Source organism: Actinoplanes xinjiangensis (assembly GCF_003148685.1).
GTDB lineage: Bacteria > Actinomycetota > Actinomycetes > Mycobacteriales > Micromonosporaceae > Actinoplanes > Actinoplanes xinjiangensis.
In genome coordinates, this window is the sequence record NZ_QGGR01000007.1 from 18,052 (window position 1) to 35,496 (window position 17,445).

Sequence of the window (17,445 nt, forward strand, 5' to 3'; positions counted from 1 at the left end):
CGACCCAGGGAGTGTGCATGACCGCCGGGCTTGAGGCCGCCGACGTTCTGCTGCGCCGGATCCGGGTCACCCGGACCGAGCCGGTCACCGACCACCGGGCCGCCGCCCTGTCGCTGTGCGTAGCCGCCAACCTGCCGGTGCTGCTCTGGGGCGAACCGGGCATCGGCAAATCGGCGACCCTGGCACAGCTCGCCGACGGTCTCGGCCTGCCGTTGGAGACGGTGATCGCCAGCGTGCACGAGCCGTCCGACTTCGCCGGCCTGCCCATCGTCGGCGACGACCCGGCCGTCCAGGGCGTCCCGATGGCCCCACCCGACTGGGCGGTCCGGCTCGCCCGACACGGCCGTGGCCTGCTCTTCTTCGACGAGCTGTCGTCCGCACCGCCCGCCGTGCAGGCCGCCCTGCTCCGCGTCGTCCTGGAGCGCCGGGTCGGTAGCCTCACCCTCCCCGACGAGGTCCGGATCGTCGCCGCCGCCAACCCGCCGTCCTCCGCCGCCGACGGTTGGCACCTGAGCCCACCCCTGGCCAACCGTTTCGTCCACCTGCACTGGATCCACGACCCGCGCGTCGTCGCCCGCGGCCTGGCCGGGGTGTGGCCGCGTATCGACGTGCCGACCGTCGACCCGGACCGGGCCGCCGGCGCGCTCGCCCGGGCCCGTGGCGTGATCGCCGGCTTCCTCACCGCCCGGCCCGGCCTCACCCACCACCTGCCCACCGACGCCGAGGCCCGCGGGGGAGCCTGGCCGTCCCCGCGCACCTGGGACATGGCGTTGCGCCTGCTCGTCTTCCACTTCTGCGCCGGCACCAGCCGGGAGGCACTGGCCACCGCCGTCATCGGCGCCGTCGGCGACGGCGCCGGCCTGGAACTCACCACCTACCTCGACGAGGTCGACCTGCCCGATCCCGAGCGCGTCCTCGCCAACCCGGCGGCCTTCGCCCTTCCCGATCGCGGCGACCGTCAGCTGGCGTTCCTCACCGCGGTGATCGCCGCCATCGAAGCGCGGGTGACGCGCGAACGCTGGGAAGCCGGCTGGACGGTCCTGGCCAAGGCCGTCGACGCCGGTGTTCCCGACGTGGCCGCCCGGGCAGCCTTCGACCTGGCCCGCATGCGCGACCCGTCCTGGCCGGTCCCGGCGTCGATCGACGCGTTCCTCGAGGTGCTCACCGCTTCCGGATTGCTGACCGGTGGCTCCTGACCCGCCCCCACCCATCCCGGCCGACTCCGGCCCGGGGGCCCGGCCACACCCGGTACCGCCTCGACGTGATTCCCCTGACGGGCCGACCGTCCCGCTGTCTTCCGCCGCCCCGGACGGCCCGGGTGGCCCGGCCGCGGTGGCCTCCCCGGGCAGCCCGCCGGAGCCGGCGACAGCTCGAGGTGCGTCCCAGGTGGGGCCCGTGCCGCCGCTTCAGCGGGCTTCTTCCCAAGTGGGGCCGGTGGTGCCGTCTCGGCCGGCTTCTTTACCGGTGGAGCCGGTCGTGCCGTCCCAACGAGCCTCTTCGCCGAGGGTGCCGGTCGTGCCGTCTCGGCGGGCTTCTGTACCGGTGGTGCCGTCTCCGCAGGATTCTGCCCCGGTGGAGCTGGATTCGCCGTCGCTTGAACGGGCTTCGTCCCGGGTGGAGCCTGGAGTACCGGCTGAGGCCCGGGCCGAGCGGCCGGCCGACGCCGGCCGGGTTCTGGACCGGACGAAACTGCTGGCCGCGCGTCTGAAAGCGGCCGGCTCCCAGCCCTACCTGGCGTCCGCCCTCTACAGCCTGACCGTGGTGCCCAGTTACGGAGTGCCGAGCATGGGCGTTGACCGGCACTGGCGCTGCTACGTGAATCCGGCGTTCGTCGATGCCACACCGGTGTTCGAGCTGGCCGCGGTCTGGGTGCACGAGGTCGCTCACCTGCTGCGCGACCATCACGGCCGGGCCGGCCTGCTGGCGCCGGAGCTGCGCCACGATCACCATCGGATCAACATCGCGCAGGACTGCGAGATCAACGACGACATCTCGGCACTGCCGTCGAACGCGTTGCGCCCGAGCATGTTCGATCTGCCGGACGGGCGGATGTTCGAGCAGTACCTGCCGGGTATCCCACCGTCCCGGCACCAGCCGGAGTGCGGTTCGGGGGCGCACGGCCACCGGATGCCGTGGGAGGTGTCCGACGCGGCCCGGGTCAGCCCGGTCGAGGCGGCGGCGATCCGGCGCCAGACCGCCAACGAGATGCGTGCCCACGCCAAGGCCCGGGGACGGATCCCGGCCGGTTGGCGCCGCTGGGCCGACGAGATCCTGGAACCCACCGTCGACTGGCGACGGGCTCTCACCGGTGCTGTCCGGGAGGCCGCGTCCTGGGCTTCCGGGGCGGTCGACTACACCTATCAGCGTCCGTCACGGCGCGGGTCGGCCGTACCCCGTGTGGTCTTTCCGAGCCTGCGCCGCCCGATGCCGAGGGTGGCCGTCGTCGTCGACACGTCCGGTTCGATGGGTGACGGCGAGTTGCGCGCTGTTCTCGGTGAGGTCGCGGGCGTGCTGCGTACCGTTGGCATCGGCCGTAATCGGGTCACCGTCCTGTCCTGTGACGCCGACGTCCACGCCGTGCGCCGTGCGAACACGGTCGGTGACGTGGTCCTGGAGGGTGGCGGCGGCACCGACATGCGGGTCGGCATCGAGCAGGCGATGCGTACGCAGGAGCGCCCGCACATCATCATCGTCCTGACCGACGGTTACACCCCGTGGCCGGAGTCCCGTCCCGGCAACGTTCGCGTGATCGCAGGCGTGGTCGGCGAAGGCGCCGACCCCCCACCGTCCTGGATAGAGACCGTCACCATCCCCCTCGACCAGGTGTCCGCCGGCCAGCATTAGGGCGGCTCGCCCCCTTTCCGGCACATGCCGACGGCCGCCGATCCAGCTCGGCTGGTCCTCACCGTCCTCTCAACGGCCTTGAGACAGCGGTGGGGTCCAGCCGGCAGGGTTCGGCTGGTTGTCACCGTTGTCTCGGTGGCCTTGAGGCAGCGGTGGGGTCCAGCTGGGAGGGTTCGGCTGGTTGTCACCGTTGTCTCGGTGGCCTTGAGGCAGCGGTGGGGTCCAGCCGGGAGGATGCGGCTGGCTGTCACCGTTGTCTCGGCGGCCTTGAGGCAGCGGTGGGGTCCAGCCGGGGGTGACCCAACGGTGCGCCGGACGGGGCCTCGTGCGGCCGGTGCGGGGCGGGTGCGGGTGCCGTCGCCGGGGTTGCCGCCGCCACAGGTTCGCATGATCGCGGGGTGCCGTGAGCGTCGAGGCTGGGGTCGGCGTGGGTGACGGCGCCGTCGGGGTTGAGGTCGCCGGCGTGTCGGCTGTCCGTGGTGACGGGGCGCCGGAGGGGTCCACGGGCTACAGGCGCCGTCCTGTCCTGTGGTCGACACGGCCAGCATGGAAGCGTGCATTGCCCATTGTCAACGCGACTATTCCGAACGCGCCGGCGTGACAGATTTTCGGACATCATCTTGTTCACATTCCGCATTCATTGATCGACCGCCTTCGCTTGACATGGTGGAAACGCCGCCTTAACGTCGGCCGAGCAAAGGTCATACGTCATACGCAGGCAGGACGGCCCCGCCGGCCCGTCCCGCGATCCCCACTGCGCTGACGCCGCCCCCACGTCGAGCGGATCGATCTCCAACCGGCCCGACCACGTCGCCGACGTGTCCGAACCGGTGACGAGCCGATCGGACGCCGACGTCATCCCCCCTGCGCTGGAGTTCCCCATGTCCTCATCCCTGAGCCGCCGTCGCCTGCTGCAAGCCGCCGGTCTCGGTGCGGCTTCCGCCGCCGGTGGTGCCGGTGTCCTCGGGACCGGGCCGGCCGCCGCGGCGGTCGTCCCACCCGTCCGGTCCGACATCGGCGTTTCGGCGTATCCGTTCGAGCTGGGCCAGGTCCGGCTCACGGCCGGCCGGTTCATGGACAACCAGAGCCGCACCCTGAACTATCTGCGATTCGTCGACGTCAATCGCCTGTTGTACGTGTTCCGCGCCAACCACCGGCTGTCCACCAACGGCGCCGCCGCCAACGGCGGGTGGGACGCACCGAACTTCCCGTTCCGCAGTCACATGCAGGGTCACTTCCTGACCGCCTGGGCGCAGGCGTACGCGGTGCTGGGCGACACCACGTGCCGGGACAAGGCCGCCCTCATGGTCGCCGAGCTGGCCAAGTGCCAGGCCAACAACGCGGCCGCCGGATTCAACGCCGGTTACCTGTCGGGGTTCCCGGAGTCCGATCTCAACGCGGTCGAGGCCGGCACGCCGGTCGCGGTGTCGTACTACTGCATCCACAAGACGCTGGCCGGGCTGCTCGACGTCTGGCGTTACACCGGCAACACCCAGGCCCGCGATGTCCTGCTCCGATTCGCCGGCTGGGTCGACTGGCGTACCGCCCGGCTGAGCTACAACCAGATGCAGACCGTCCTGAGGACCGAGTTCGGCGGGATGAACGAGGTGCTCACCGATCTGTACCAGCAGACCGGCGACACCCGCTGGCTCGACACGGCCAAGCGTTTCGACCACGCGGCGATCTTCGACCCGCTGGCCGCCAACCAGGATCAACTCAACGGCAAACACGCCAACACGACCATTCCGAAGCTGGTCGGCGCCGCGCGGGAGTACAAGGCCACCGGCACCACCCGCTATCGCGACATCGCCGGCAACTCCTGGAACATGATCACCGGCGCCCACACGTACGTCATCGGCGGCAACAGTCAGGCCGAGCACTTCCGGCCGCCGAACGCGATCGCCGGGTATCTCACCAACGACACCTGCGAGCACTGCAACACGTACAACATGTTGAAGTTGACCCGCGAGTTGTGGCTGCTGGATCCGAACCGGACCGACTACTTCGACTACTACGAGCGGGCGCTGCTCAACCATCTGATCGGCGCGCAGAACCCGGCCGACAGTCACGGCCACATCACCTACTTCACCCCGCTGCGGCCGGGCGGGCGCAGGGGCGTGGGACCCGCGTGGGGCGGCGGTACCTGGTCCACCGACTACAACAGTTTCTGGTGCTGTCAGGGCACCGGCATCGAGACCAACACCAAGCTGATGGACTCGATCTACTTCCACAACGGCACCACGCTAACGGTGAACCTGTACGTGCCGTCGGTGCTGAACTGGACCCAGCGCGGCATCACGCTCACCCAGGCCACGACCTACCCGGTCAGTGACACCACCACGCTGACGCTGTCCGGCTCGATGAGCGGCTCGTGGAGCATCCGGCTGCGCATCCCGTCCTGGACCGCGAGCCCGGTGATCAGTGTCAACGGCACCGTGCAGAACGTCACCGCGACACCGGGCAGCTACGCGACCGTCACCCGGACCTGGGCGGCCGGCGACACCGTGACGCTGCGCCTGCCGATGCGCGTGATCATGAGCGCGGCCAACGACAACGCCAACCTCCAGGCCGTCACCTACGGTCCCGCGGTGCTGTGCGGAAACTACGGCAACACGGCGCTGTCCACGGCGCCGTCGCTGACCGTCTCGTCGATCACCCGGACCGGCACCGGCAGCCTCGCGTTCGCCGCGACCGCCAACGGCACGACGGTGAACCTCGGCCCCTTCCACGACGCCCAGGGCTTCAACTACGTCGTCTACTGGAACGCCAACAGTACCGGCGGCGGCGACGGGCCCACCTACAAGCTGGTCAACGTGGGCACCGGTCTGGTCCTCGGCGTGCAGAACATGTCCACCGCCGACGGCGGCCTGGCCGTGGTCTGGGGTGACACCGGCACCGCCGACCACCGCTGGGTCAGGATCACCGACGGCTCCGCGGTCCGGTTCCGCAACGTCAACAGCGGCAAGGTGCTCGGCGTCGAGAACATGTCGACCGCCGACAACGCCCGCGTCCTGCAATGGGGCGACACCGGCACCGCCGACCACCGCTGGACGCTGGTGGCCAACAGCGACGGCTCGTACCGCATCCGCAACGTCAACAGCGGCAAGGTCCTGGCCGTCCTCAACGCCTCGAGCACCTGGGGTACCCAGGTCGTCCAGGAATCCGACAACGGCGGCGCCGACAACAACTGGCGACTGGTCCAGGTCGGCTGAGCGCCGACCACCTCCGGATGGAAGGGAGCGAACAGGTGAACGAGATCTCCGTACGCGTGCGGCGCCGCACCCCCGGTCGCGGCCGGCTGCTCGCCGGTGTGCTGACCGTGGCGACCGTGATCGCGTCGCTGGCGGTGACCACCCTGGCGCGGGCCGAGCCCAGTGGGCCGCCGGGAACCACGCTGAAGGCGGCGGCCGAGCGCAGCGGCCGGTATTTCGGCGCCGCCATGGGCCGCGACCGGCTCAGCGACACCGGTTTCCTGGCGATCGCGAACCGCGAGTTCGACATGATGACCGCCGTCAACGAGATGAAACCCGACGCGACACAGCCCAACCGGGGCCAGTTCGACTTCCGGGCCGGTGACGCGATCTACAACTGGGCGGTCCAGCGCGGCATGCGGGTTCGCGGGCACACGCTGGCCTGGCACGCACAGCAGCCGCGATTCTGGGCGACCCTCAGCGGCGGCGCCCTGCGCACCGCGATGATCGATCACATCAACGGCGTGATGACCCACTACCGGGGCAAGCTCGCCGCCTGGGACGTGGTCAACGAGGCCTTCGCCGAGAACGGCAGCCGCCGGTCGTCCAATCTGCAGTCCACCGGCAACGACTGGATCGAGGTGGCGTTCCGCACCGCGCGCAACGCCGACCCGTCGGTCAAGCTCTGTTACAACGACTACAACATCGAGAATTGGACGTACGCCAAGACGCAGGGCGTCTACAACATGATCCGGGACTTCAAGGCCCGGGGCGTGCCGATCGACTGTGTGGGCCTGCAGACGCACTTCACCGGGGGCAGCTCGCTGCCGGGCAACTTCCAGACCACGCTGTCCAGCTTCGCGGCGCTCGGCGTCGACGTGGCGCTGACCGAGGCGGACGTCACCAACGCCTCGGCGAGCCAGTATCAGGGACTCACGCAGGCCTGCATGAACGTCCCCCGGTGCATCGGCATCACGACCTGGGGCATCCGGGACAGCGACTCCTGGCGTGGTAACGAGAATCCGCTGCTGTTCGACCGCAACAGCAACCCCAAGGCCGCGTACACCTCGGTGCTCAACGCTCTCAACGCCGCCTCGACGACGGTGCCCGGCACCACGCCGAGTTCTCCCGGCCCCTCGTCGAGCACGCCGCCGGCCAGCGAGCCGTCCGGCCCGTGCACGGCGACGTACCGCATGACCAACAGCTGGGGCGGCGGTTTCCAAGGTGAGGTGATCGTCACCAACACCGGATCGGGCACCCGCAACGGCTGGACCGTGACCCTGACGCTGCCCGGCGGGCAGACCCTGGTCAACGTCTGGAACGCCGTCAACACCGGTACCAGCGGCACGGTCACCTTCCGCAACGCCGCCCACAACGGCTCTCTCGGCGCGAACGCCTCGACCAGCTTCGGGTTCGTGGCCAACGGAAGCGGCGGCACCGCGCCCGGCAACCTCGGCTGCACCAGCCCCTGACCCCCGCCGTGCCCGTCAGCCCACGCCGTCCTTCCACCAGACAGGGGACCCCGGTGTACGTACCGTCATCGTCAGCACTCAAGAAAAGGTGGGTCGTGGCCGCGGCGGCGGCCCTGACCGTCGCCGGCACCACCGTCGTCGCGGGTCCCGCGTTCGCGGCCACCACCACCCTCTACGCCGCCCCGTCCGGGACCGGTACGAGCTGCACCGCGGCCCAGCCGTGCTCGCTGACCGGGGCACAGACGGCGGTGCGATCGCTGGCCGGTTCGATGTCCGGCGACATCGTCGTCCAGCTGGCCGACGGGGTCTACCGGCAGTCCGCGCCGTTACGGCTGACCGCCGCCGACTCCGGCACCAACGGCTACCGCGTGGTGTGGCAGGCGGCGCCGTCGGCGCGTCCGGTGATCAGTGGCGCGCGGGCGGTGACCGGGTGGTCGCTGGCCGACTCCGGCCGCAACATCTGGCGGGCGAATGCGGGCGCCGGGATCGACAGCCGGCAGCTGTACGTCAACGGCGCGGTCGCCACCCGGGCCCGCACGCAGGTCAACCGCGCGGACTTCACCGCCGACAGCACCGGTATGCGCTTCACCAACGGCGCGCTGTCCTATCTCAACAATCTGGCCAACCAGAGCCGGATCCAGCTGGAGAGCGTGGGCTCCTTCACCGACCGGTACGTCTCGGTGCAGCGGATCAGCGGCAATCAGATCACCATGCAGCAGCCGGGCTGGGGCAACAACAACTTCGGGTTCGACACGTTCGCCCGGCCGCACCGGGCCGGGCCGCTCTACCTGACCAACGCGTACGAGTTCCTCGACGCGCCGGGGGAGTGGTACCTCGACCCGTCGACCGGTGCGCTGTCGTACATCCCGCTCGCCGGCCAGAACATGGCCAGTACCGCCGTGGAACTGCCGACGCTGCCGTCACTGGTTCAGGTCGGCGGCACCTACGACGCGCCGGCGCACCACGTCACCTTCAGCGGCATCACCTTCACCGGTACGAGCTGGCTCGGCCCGAGCAGCAACCAGGGGTACGCCGACCAGCAGACCGGCGCGTACATCACCGGTGACTGGAGCCGGCCCGCCTTCGACTCCTGTCACCAGGGCTGCCCCCAGTTCGAGGCCACCCGGCCGAACTGGCTCCAGTCGCCCGCCGCCGTGCAGGTCTCCGCCGCGAACAACATCACCTTCACCGACTCCCAGTTCGTCAACCTGGGACAGACCGCGATCGGCATCGGCAACGACGTCTCCGCCCATGGCAGCGGTGTCGGGCTGGGCGCTAGTGGCATCACGGTGACCCGCTCGGAGATCGCCCGCAACGTGGCCGGCGGCATCATCGTCGGCGGTGTCCGGGCCGACGCCCACCATCCGGGCGATACGCGCATGGTCAACCGGAACATCACGATCAGCAACAACCGCCTGCACGACCTGGGTCTGGAGCACCGCGGCATCGTGTCGGTGCTGACCACGTACGTCACCGGCGCCACCGTGTCGCACAACGAGGTCTACAACCTGCCGTACACCGGCATGTCGATCGGCTACGGCTGGGGTTCCAACGACGCCGGGGGCAGCAACCACTACGCCGACCGGGGGCTGTACAACTACCAGCCGCGCTACTCGACGGCCACCACCGCCTCCGGTAACCAGCTGACCGGCAACTTCATCCACGACGTCATGCAGCAGATGACCGACGGTGGATGCATCTACACCCTCTCGGCGAACCCGGGCGCGCTGATCAACGACAACTACTGCCTGCGCAGCAACGGGTTCGGGCTCTACTTCGACGAGGGCTCGCGGTATTACACCGCCCGCAACAACGTCTTCTCGTCCACCGGCACCTGGGCCACGGCCAACTACTGGTACGCCGAGAACATGGGCAACTTCACCGTCACCGGCAACTGGTCGACCAACGGCAGCACCAACGTCACCAACGGCGACCGGGGCAACGTGGTGTCGGGCAACGTGACGGTGACCAACGGCAACTGGCCCGCGGGCGCCCAGGCCGTGATGGCGGCCGCCGGCCCGCAGTCCACCGGGACCGAACAGCCCGTGCAGCTGAAGGGTGTCCAGTCCGGCCGCTGCATCGAGGTCGCCTCCGCCACCAACGGGGCCCAGGCACAGCTGGGCGACTGCGGAACCGGTGCCAACCAGCGGTGGACCTACACCACCGGGAAGCAGCTGCGGTCGAGTGGCAACAAGTGCCTCGACGCCTCCGGCCAGGGCACCGCGAACGGTACCGCGGTGATCGTCTGGGACTGCAGCGGACAGGCCAACCAGCAGTGGAACCTCAACGCGAACGGCACCGTCACCGGTGTTCAGTCGGGTCTGTGCCTGGACGCCGTCGGCAACGGCACCGCGCCCGGTACCAGGATCAACCTGTGGGCCTGCCACGGCGGTGCCAACCAGCAGTGGACCAGGTCCTGACACCCTGCTGACGACCGCCTCCGGGCGGTGCGGTGGTCCGGGGCCGGACGTTCGGACGGGGAACGTCCGGCCCCCGATCAGCCGGCCGGCCGGCTGTCCGCCCCGGGCCGGGAGGGTTCGAACCGGCGCTGCTGCCAGGACCCGATGATGTGCGTGCGCATCGCCTGCTCCGCCGCGGCGACGTCCTGGCGCGCGATCGCGTCGACGACCACGGCGTGCTGGTCGAGGGTGGAACCGAACGCTCCCTCGTACATCATCCCGTGGTATCGGTTGCTCTCGAGTGCGCGGCGGTAGAGGCGCTTGGTGATGTTCTCGGCGAGGCGGATCCGGGAGAGCTCCATCACCGTGAGGTGGAAGACCACGTCCGCCTGACGGAAGGAGTCGCTCTCGTGCTGCATCTCGCGCATGACCTGCAACGCGTGCTCGATGCGGGTCAGTTCCTCCGCGGTGCGGTGCGCGGCGACGGCACCGGCCATCGCGGCCTCCAGGTTTCCCCGGACCACGGTCAGCTCGTCGAGCACACCCAGTGACTCGTCGTTGTCGATGAGCGCGGACAGCACGACCGGGTCGAGCATGTTCCACGAACCGGACTGGGCCACCTGGGTACCCCGGCCCTGGCTGATGATCAGCAGCCCCTTCTCCTCCAGTCGCTTGGCCGCCTCGCGGATCACGGTCCGGCTGACGCCGAAGTGCTCGCTGAGTGGTCCCTCGGGCGGCAACAGCGTCCCCTCGGCCAGCTGACCGGTGACGATCAGCTCGACCAGTTCGGACACGACGGCGACACTCAACCGCTCGGCACGCCGGCGGGGAGGCAGCTTGAAGGCGTCGGGGTAGGCCGTCATGGCTGGTACCTTACTCAGCGCTCCGGAGGCGCCGGTGAGGTCGTGGTCTACCGTCGCGACATGGATGAAGGTCTCTTCGACGACGGCGCGGTGATTCGGCGCGTGGCCCGCGAGGGGCTCCTGCTGGCCGGGGGCGGCCGGGCCACCCTGCTCCAGATCGCCCACCCGCGGGTCGCTCAGGGCGTCTACCACCACAGCGACTTCACCGAACGTCCTCTCGACCGGCTGCGGACGACGTTGAGTTACGTGTTCGGCGTGCTCTTCGGCACCGTGGAGGAGGGCCGCGCGATCAGCCGCGCCGTCGCCGCGATGCACCGGAAGGTGACCGGGCCGGGTTACTCCGCCGACGACCCGGACCTGCAGGTCTGGGTCAACGCCACCCTCTACGACACCGCTGTCCTGCTCTATCAGCGGGTGTTCGGCCCGCTGTCGCCGACCGAACTCGACGAGTGTTTCCGGCAGTACGGCGTGCTCGCCACCTCGATCGGCTGCCCGCCGGACGCCTGGCCGGCCGACCGGGCCACGTTCGGTGCCTACTGGGAGGACACCGTCCGCACGCTGCGGGTCGGCGACGAGGGCCGGGAGATCGCGGCCGCGCTGATGCGGCCGGAGAACATCCCGCTGGTGATGCACCCGGCCAAGCCGCTGAACCGGCTGGTCACCGTCGGCCTGCTGCCGAAGCCGATCCGGGCGCAGTTCGGCCTCCCCTGGTCCCCGCGGCATCAGCGGCTGTTCGACGGCTTCTTCGGCGTGACGAAGCTGGTCTACCCGCGCCTGCCGGGGAGGCTGCGCGACGCGGTGAAGGACCACTACCTCGACGACCTGCGCCGGCGGCTGGCCCGGCGGCGCAACCCGCTCAGCACCGACGGCGGCTAGCAGGACTTTCGCCGTCCCGCCGCACGGCCCCGCCGCGGACGGCATCCTGGGACGAGAAGACGCTGGGAATATGCAATTAGTTGCACAGCAACGAGGTGCATAGCATGATGCGAGGATGGCGCTGGAGCACGCGATCCTGGTCTCCCTGCTGGAGCGGCCCGGATCCGGATACGAGCTGGCCCGGCGTTTCGAGCGCTCGATCGGCCGCTTCTGGACCGCCACCCACCAGCAGATCTACCGCGTCCTCAGACGCATGGAGGCGGACGGCTGGGTGACCGCCGAGGAGATCGGCCAGGACGGGCGGCCCGACAAGCGCAGCTTCTCCGTGGCGGGGGAGGGCCTCGCCGTGCTGGCCGAGTGGCTGCGCGCGCCGGTGCAGGCGGAGGCGGTGCGGCACGAGCTGGCCGTGAAGATCCGCGGGGCGGCGTTCACCGACGACGCCGGGCGGGCCGCGCTGATCGGCGAGGTCGAACGTTACCGGGCCGACCACGAGACCCTGCTTTCCACGTACCTCAATGGTGAGAAAAGGGATTTTCCTGATCTTGATGGCCGGGACGCCGGGCAGCGGCTCCAGCACGTGGTGCTGCGCGGCGGCATCGCCTACGAGCGGATGCTGCTCGACTGGCTCGACGACGTCCTCGACACGCTCCGAGCACTCTGAAAGGACCGTTCCGTGCTCTTCAACCCGAACACCTACGACCCCGCGCACCTCGACGACGAGAGCCGCCGGCTGCTGCGGGCGCTCGTCGCCTTCTTCGAGGAACGGGGTAAGAACGCGCTCGTCAAGAGCTACATCGACCGCGCCTGGTACGACGACTTCCTCGCGTTCTCCGCCAAGGAGGGCCTGTTCGCGACGTTCCTGACGCCGGCCGCCGACGGTAGCGGGGACAAGCGCTGGGACACCGCCCGCAACGCCGCCCTCAGCGAGATCCTCGGCTTCTACGGACTCGACTACTGGTACACGTGGCAGGTGACCGTCCTGGGCCTCGGGCCGGTCTGGCAGAGCGCCAACGAGCGGCAACGACAGCGGGCCGCGGAGTTGCTCGACGAGGGCCACGTGATGGCCTTCGCGCTGTCCGAGCGCAGCCACGGCGCCGACATCTACGCCACCGACATGATCCTCACGCCCACCGGCGACGGCGGCTTCACCGCGAGCGGCACCAAGTACTACATCGGCAACGGCAACGTGGCCGGTCTGGTGTCGGTGTTCGGCCGCCGGGCCGACGTCGAGGGCCCCGACGGCTACGTGTTCTTCGCCGCCGACAGCCGGCACGAGAACTACCATCTGATCAAGAACGTCGTGAACAAGCAGATGTACGTGAGCACGTTCGAGCTGCGCGACTACCCGGTGCGCGAGCAGGACGTCCTGCACACCGGCAAGGCCGCCTTCGACGCCGCGCTGAACACGGTCAACGTCGGCAAGTTCAACCTGTGCACGGCCGCGATCGGCATCTGCGAGCACGCCATGTACGAGGCCGTCACCCACGCCCACCAGCGCATCCTCTACGGCAAGCCGGTCACCGCGTTCCCGCATGTGCGGCGTGAACTGACCGACGCGTACGCCCGGCTCGTCGCCATGAAACTGTTCAGCGACCGCGCCGTCGACTACTTCCGCAGCGCCGGCCCCGACGACCGCCGTTATCTGCTGTTCAACCCGATGACGAAGATGAAGGTCACCACCGAGGGCGAGAAGGTCGTCGACCTGATGTGGGACGTGATCGCGGCCAAGGGCTTCGAGGCGGACACCTACTTCGACAAGGCCGCCATGGACATCCGCGGCCTGCCGAAGCTGGAGGGCACGGTGCACGTCAACCTGGCCCTGATCCTCAAGTTCATGCCGAACTACCTGTTCAACCCCACGACGGAGTACGCGCCGGTGCCGACCCGGCACGACCCGGCCGACGACGCGTTCCTGTTCCGGCAGGGGCCGGCCCGCGGGCTCGGGGCCATCCGGTTCCACGACTGGCGCACCGCGTACGACACCCACGCGACCGTGCCGAACGTGGCCCGCCTCCGGGAACAGGCCGACGCCTTCTGCACCCTGCTCCAGAAGCACGCCCCCACCGGGGAACAGCAGAAGGACCTGGACTTCCTGCTGTCGGTCGGGCACCTGTTCGCGCTGATCGTCTACGGGCAGCTGATCCTGGAGCAGGCCGCGCTCACCGGCGTCGGCCGGCCGCTGCTCGACGAGATCTTCGCGATCCTGGTGCGCGACTTCTCCGCGTACGTCACCGAGCTGCACGGCAAGGCCGCCACCACGCCGGAGCAGGCGGAGTGGGCGCTCGCCGCCATCCGCCGCCCGGTCGTCGACGAGTCCCGCGACACCGCCGTGTGGGAGCAGGTCCTCGCGCTGGCCGGCGCCTACGAGATGCGTCCCTGAGCACCCGTGCGACGGCCACCCCGCCCCATGGCGGGCGGGGTGGCCGTTATCAGCTGTTCACCTGCGGAGTCCTCGGGATCCCGGTCCCGTCGTCCGATACAGCGGGGACGCACCCAGGGAGAGGACCATCGGTGACCCAGACGCAACCCGCCGGGCGGCCGATCGAGCACCTGCGCCGGGACCCGGTGCTGCGGGGGCTGATCGGGTTCACGCTGCTCGGCTGCGTGCTGTTCGTCCTGCTCGACGGGCAGCCGATGCGGCAGGTCCAGGTCTTCTGGCTGGTGCAGGTACCGCTCGACGCGGCACTCGCGCTCGGCGGATGGCGACTGCGGCGGCTCGCCCACGTGCGCTACCGCCGCTTCTGGTCGATGATCGGCTTCGCCGGGGCGTCGTTCACGGTCGGCGACGCGTACCACGCCCTCGAGGTCCTGATCCGGCCCGGTGAGCCGTCGCTCACCGGGGGAACCGTGCAGACGGTGTTCTTCGCCATCGGCATGAGCAGCAACGTCATCGCCTGCCTGATCTTCCCGCAGGGTCTGCGGACCGCCCGCGAACGGTTCGTCTTCTGGCTCGACGCGACCACCGTGCTCGTCGGCGGCGGAGTGGTGGCCTGGTGTTTCGCGTTCAACCCGCTCGACGGCGGCACCGACCGGGTCAACGCGAGCGTCACCGCGGCGCTGGTGCTGGTCGCGACGTTCTCCGCGACCAAGGTCGCGCTCATCCGCAACCCCCCGATGGCGCGGGTGGCGGCCTGGCCGATGGTCTCCGCCGCGATGGTCCAGGGCGTCAGCACCCTGCTGCCCGGCGACTTCCAGAGCCTCGATCACGCGTACGTGTACGCGATCCGCCTGCTGCCGAGCGTCCTCATCGCCGTCGGGCCGTGGATCCAGGTCATCGTCGTGCGCGCCGGCGACCCACGGCACACCGTCAAACGCCGCCCCTACAGCCTGCTGCCGTACGGGATGATCGCCGTCACCTTCGTGGTGTTCTTCCTGATGCTGCCGGACACCGCGTCCTCGCAGCTGGTCGGGGCCACGGCCGGCGTCGTGGTGATCACCTGCCTGGTCGCCGGCCGGCAGCTCATCGCGTTCCACGACAACATGAACCTGATCACCCGCCTCGACGTGGCCCTCGGTGACCTGCGCGACCAGGAGGTGCAGCTGCGCGAGCAGGCATCCTTCGACGGGCTGACCGGGCTGGCGAACCGCACCCACTTCAGCGCCGAGATGACCCGCCTGCTGTCCGCCGATTCGTCGCTGCTGCTCATCGACCTGGACGACTTCAAGACGGTCAACGACACGATGGGCCACGCGGCCGGCGACGCGCTGCTGGTGATCGTGGCGTCCCGGCTGCGCGACGCGGTCCGCGGCGGCGACCTGGTGTGCCGGCTGGGCGGCGACGAGTTCGCGGTGCTGCTGCCGGACACCGGCCCGGCCGGTGCCGAGGTGGTCGCCGAGCAGATCCTGCGCCGCCTCGCCGCGCCGATCGTGCTGCTCCAGCACACCCTGGTCACCCGGGCCAGCATCGGCCTGACCGGCGCCCGCCCCGGCGAGGACCCCTCGACACTGCTCGCCAACGCCGACATCGCCATGTACGAGGCGAAGCGCCGCGGCAAGGGGATGTGGATCGCGTACGCCGACGAGATGGGTGCCCGGATCGGCGCCGAGGCGGTCCTGATCCGCCAGCTGGACGTGGCCGTCGAGCAGGACCAGTTCACCCTGCTCTACCAGCCGATCGTGCGGCTCTCCGACGGCCGGCTGGTCGGCGTCGAGTCCCTGATCCGCTGGAACCACCCGGTCCGTGGCCTGGTGCCACCGGTCGACTTCATCCCGGTCGCCGAGCGCACCGGCCAGATCGTGGCGATCGGCCACTGGGTGCTGCGGCAGGCCTGCCGGCAGGGTGCCGCCTGGCTCGCCGAGTTCCCCGGCGAGGTCCCGCTGCAGGTCGGCGTCAACGTGGCCGGCCCGCAGCTGCGCGACCCGGGCCTGGTCGCCGACGTCGCCGCGGTCCTCGCCGAGACCGGCCTGCCCGCCGGAAGCCTGGTCATCGAGGTCACCGAGACCGCGGTCCTGGACGACGAGCAGTCGCACGCCACGATGATCGCGTTGCGGGCCCTCGGCGTGAAACTCGCCCTCGACGACTTCGGCACCGCCGCGTCGTCGCTGGGCCTGCTGCTCACCTGCCCGGTCAGCTCCCTGAAACTGGACCGCTCGTTCGTCGAGTCGATCACCACCGTCAGCCGGCAGGCCGCGGTGGCGACCGCCGTCAGCCAGATGGCGGCGGCCCTGGAGTTCGGGTCGGTGGCCGAGGGCATCGAGACCGAGGAGCAGCGTGATCTGGTCCGCGAACTCGGCTACGAGCACGGCCAGGGCTACCTCTGGTCACGGCCGGTCCCGCCGGAGCGGATCAGCGAACTGCGCACGCACGACCTGACGCCGCTGACCGTCGCACCGTAGCCGGTCACCTTTCGGGCGGGACGTAGCCGCGCCCGCCGGGCTGGGTCTCTTTCCACTGAGTGATGAGCGCCCCGCCGAGAATCGTCACCGGGACGACCGAGCTGCCGACGACCAGGGCCATGCCGAGCGCCGCCGCCGTCCAGGCCCGGCCGGTGCTGCGGGCCCGCCGGGCCCGGACCCACAACCAGACCGCCAGCGGGTACGCGATCAGCGCCGGCAGCCCGAGCACCAGAACGTAGGGGTGGATCGACTCCGCGTTGACGGCGAGCATGGCGAAGAACAGGGCGGACGGCAGCCCGCAGACGCCGATCACGCCGACGGCCGTGATCAGGAGCGCACCGGGCAGTCGTGACGGCCGGACATCAGGATCCACGCGGCGACCGTAACGGCCGCCCGCAATGTCCCTGCGTCATGCGGCCGGGCTGTCGAACTCCCAGTACGCCCGGAGTGCGGCGATCCGGCCGGCGCCGTCGGTGCGGTACGTGAAGACGCCGTGCACCTGCGTGGCGTGGCCGCCGGGCATGGTGAGGTGGATGGTGCCGACGTCGGCGACCTCGTCGCCGCACAGGTAGGAGCGTTCGATCGCGAAGTGCATCCGGTCGACCTGGCCGATCACGGTGTCGTAGAAGCCGGCGATGGCCTCGGCGCCGTGATGACCGCGGCCGTCGGGGCAGAGCGGGGACGGACCGACCGGATCCTCCACCACCGCGTCCTCGGCGAACAGGGCGAGCCAGGACTCGCGGTCCTTCGCCCCGGCCGCCGCCTGGGATCGGCGGGCCAGGTCGCGGGCGGTCGGAACGGTGGACTCCATGACGCCGAGACTAGAACACGTTCTAGTTGGGGGCAATCCGTTCCGGTGCCGTGCCGCCTCCGCCCGAGAGGCGCCCTGGTGGGCCGCACGGCCCGCCTGCGTCGCGGTGTGGCCACGGTGCTTCGGGTGGCCGTACGAAATGATTAGGGTTTC

General features: G+C 70.1%; 12 protein-coding genes. 9 read left to right on the plus strand and 3 right to left on the minus strand.

What is annotated here, in order from left to right; genetic code table 11:
• Positions 1–17: 17 nt before the first annotated feature.
• The 5 genes from BC793_RS17045 to BC793_RS17065 all read left to right on the plus strand — a co-directional run bounded on the left by BC793_RS17045 (position 18) and on the right by BC793_RS17065 (position 9,927).
• On the plus strand, positions 18–1,196 hold the full coding sequence (locus tag BC793_RS17045) for an AAA family ATPase (protein WP_109593536.1): 1,179 nt from the start codon (positions 18–20) through the stop codon (positions 1,194–1,196).
• A gap of 418 nt (positions 1,197–1,614) precedes the next feature.
• Positions 1,615–2,844 carry a vWA domain-containing protein gene (locus BC793_RS17050; protein ID WP_239170094.1) on the plus strand — a complete coding sequence of 410 codons (1,230 nt, stop codon included), beginning with the start codon at positions 1,615–1,617 and terminating at the stop codon, positions 2,842–2,844.
• An 881-nt stretch (positions 2,845–3,725) separates the two neighbouring features.
• Positions 3,726–6,056 (plus strand): beta-L-arabinofuranosidase domain-containing protein, encoded by a 2,331-nt coding sequence (locus tag BC793_RS17055; protein ID WP_109593970.1) that lies wholly within the window; start codon positions 3,726–3,728, stop codon positions 6,054–6,056.
• A gap of 35 nt (positions 6,057–6,091) precedes the next feature.
• Positions 6,092–7,507 (plus strand): endo-1,4-beta-xylanase, encoded by a 1,416-nt coding sequence (locus tag BC793_RS17060; protein WP_249037381.1) that lies wholly within the window; start codon positions 6,092–6,094, stop codon positions 7,505–7,507.
• A gap of 95 nt (positions 7,508–7,602) precedes the next feature.
• Positions 7,603–9,927: a ricin-type beta-trefoil lectin domain protein gene (locus BC793_RS17065; RefSeq protein WP_239170093.1), complete on the plus strand. Its 2,325-nt coding sequence runs from the start codon at positions 7,603–7,605 to the stop codon at positions 9,925–9,927.
• Positions 9,928–10,004: 77 nt separating this feature from the next.
• On the opposite strand, the gene BC793_RS17070 is transcribed toward BC793_RS17065, so the two are convergent.
• On the minus strand, positions 10,005–10,769 hold the full coding sequence (locus tag BC793_RS17070; RefSeq protein WP_109593539.1) for a FadR/GntR family transcriptional regulator: 765 nt from the start codon (positions 10,767–10,769) through the stop codon (positions 10,005–10,007).
• A 60-nt stretch (positions 10,770–10,829) separates the two neighbouring features.
• Here BC793_RS17070 and BC793_RS17075 point away from each other — a divergent pair, with 60 nt between their 5' ends.
• From BC793_RS17075 to BC793_RS17090, 4 genes are all read left to right on the plus strand, one after another.
• Entirely contained in the window at positions 10,830–11,645 is an 816-nt protein-coding gene (locus BC793_RS17075; protein WP_109593540.1) for an oxygenase MpaB family protein, read from the plus strand.
• Between the two features lie 115 nt (positions 11,646–11,760).
• Positions 11,761–12,306 (plus strand): PadR family transcriptional regulator, encoded by a 546-nt coding sequence (locus BC793_RS17080; RefSeq protein WP_109593541.1) that lies wholly within the window; start codon positions 11,761–11,763, stop codon positions 12,304–12,306.
• 12 nt (positions 12,307–12,318) lie between these two features.
• The gene (locus BC793_RS17085) at positions 12,319–14,025 is read left to right on the plus strand and encodes an acyl-CoA dehydrogenase family protein (protein WP_109593542.1); all 1,707 of its coding nucleotides are present in this window, start codon (positions 12,319–12,321) and stop codon (positions 14,023–14,025) included.
• Between the two features lie 131 nt (positions 14,026–14,156).
• Positions 14,157–16,481, plus strand: coding sequence for a putative bifunctional diguanylate cyclase/phosphodiesterase (locus BC793_RS17090; RefSeq protein WP_109593543.1), 2,325 nt, complete (start codon positions 14,157–14,159; stop codon positions 16,479–16,481).
• Positions 16,482–16,485: 4 nt separating this feature from the next.
• Here BC793_RS17090 and BC793_RS17095 read toward each other — a convergent pair whose 3' ends face one another.
• Both BC793_RS17095 and BC793_RS17100 read right to left on the minus strand, forming a co-directional pair.
• Positions 16,486–16,854, minus strand: a complete 369-nt coding sequence (locus tag BC793_RS17095) for a hypothetical protein (protein WP_109593544.1) — start codon at positions 16,852–16,854, stop codon at positions 16,486–16,488.
• Between the two features lie 36 nt (positions 16,855–16,890).
• Complete coding sequence (locus tag BC793_RS17100) at positions 16,891–17,292, minus strand: nuclear transport factor 2 family protein (protein WP_109593545.1); 402 nt, start codon at positions 17,290–17,292, stop codon at positions 16,891–16,893.
• Positions 17,293–17,445: the final 153 nt, after the last annotated feature.

What these genes read in the sequence shown, in the direction of transcription:
- BC793_RS17055 (WP_109593970.1), top strand. Translation starts at nt 3,726, where the DNA reads ATGTCCTCATCCCTGAGCCGCCGTCGCCTGCTGCAAGCCGCCGGTCTC.
- BC793_RS17045 (WP_109593536.1), top strand. Translation starts at nt 18, where the DNA reads ATGACCGCCGGGCTTGAGGCCGCCGACGTTCTGCTGCGCCGGATCCGG.
- BC793_RS17100 (WP_109593545.1), bottom strand. Translation starts at nt 17,292, where the DNA reads ATGGAGTCCACCGTTCCGACCGCCCGCGACCTGGCCCGCCGATCCCAG.
- BC793_RS17070 (WP_109593539.1), bottom strand. Translation starts at nt 10,769, where the DNA reads ATGACGGCCTACCCCGACGCCTTCAAGCTGCCTCCCCGCCGGCGTGCC.
- BC793_RS17080 (WP_109593541.1), top strand. Translation starts at nt 11,761, where the DNA reads ATGGCGCTGGAGCACGCGATCCTGGTCTCCCTGCTGGAGCGGCCCGGA.
- BC793_RS17075 (WP_109593540.1), top strand. Translation starts at nt 10,830, where the DNA reads ATGGATGAAGGTCTCTTCGACGACGGCGCGGTGATTCGGCGCGTGGCC.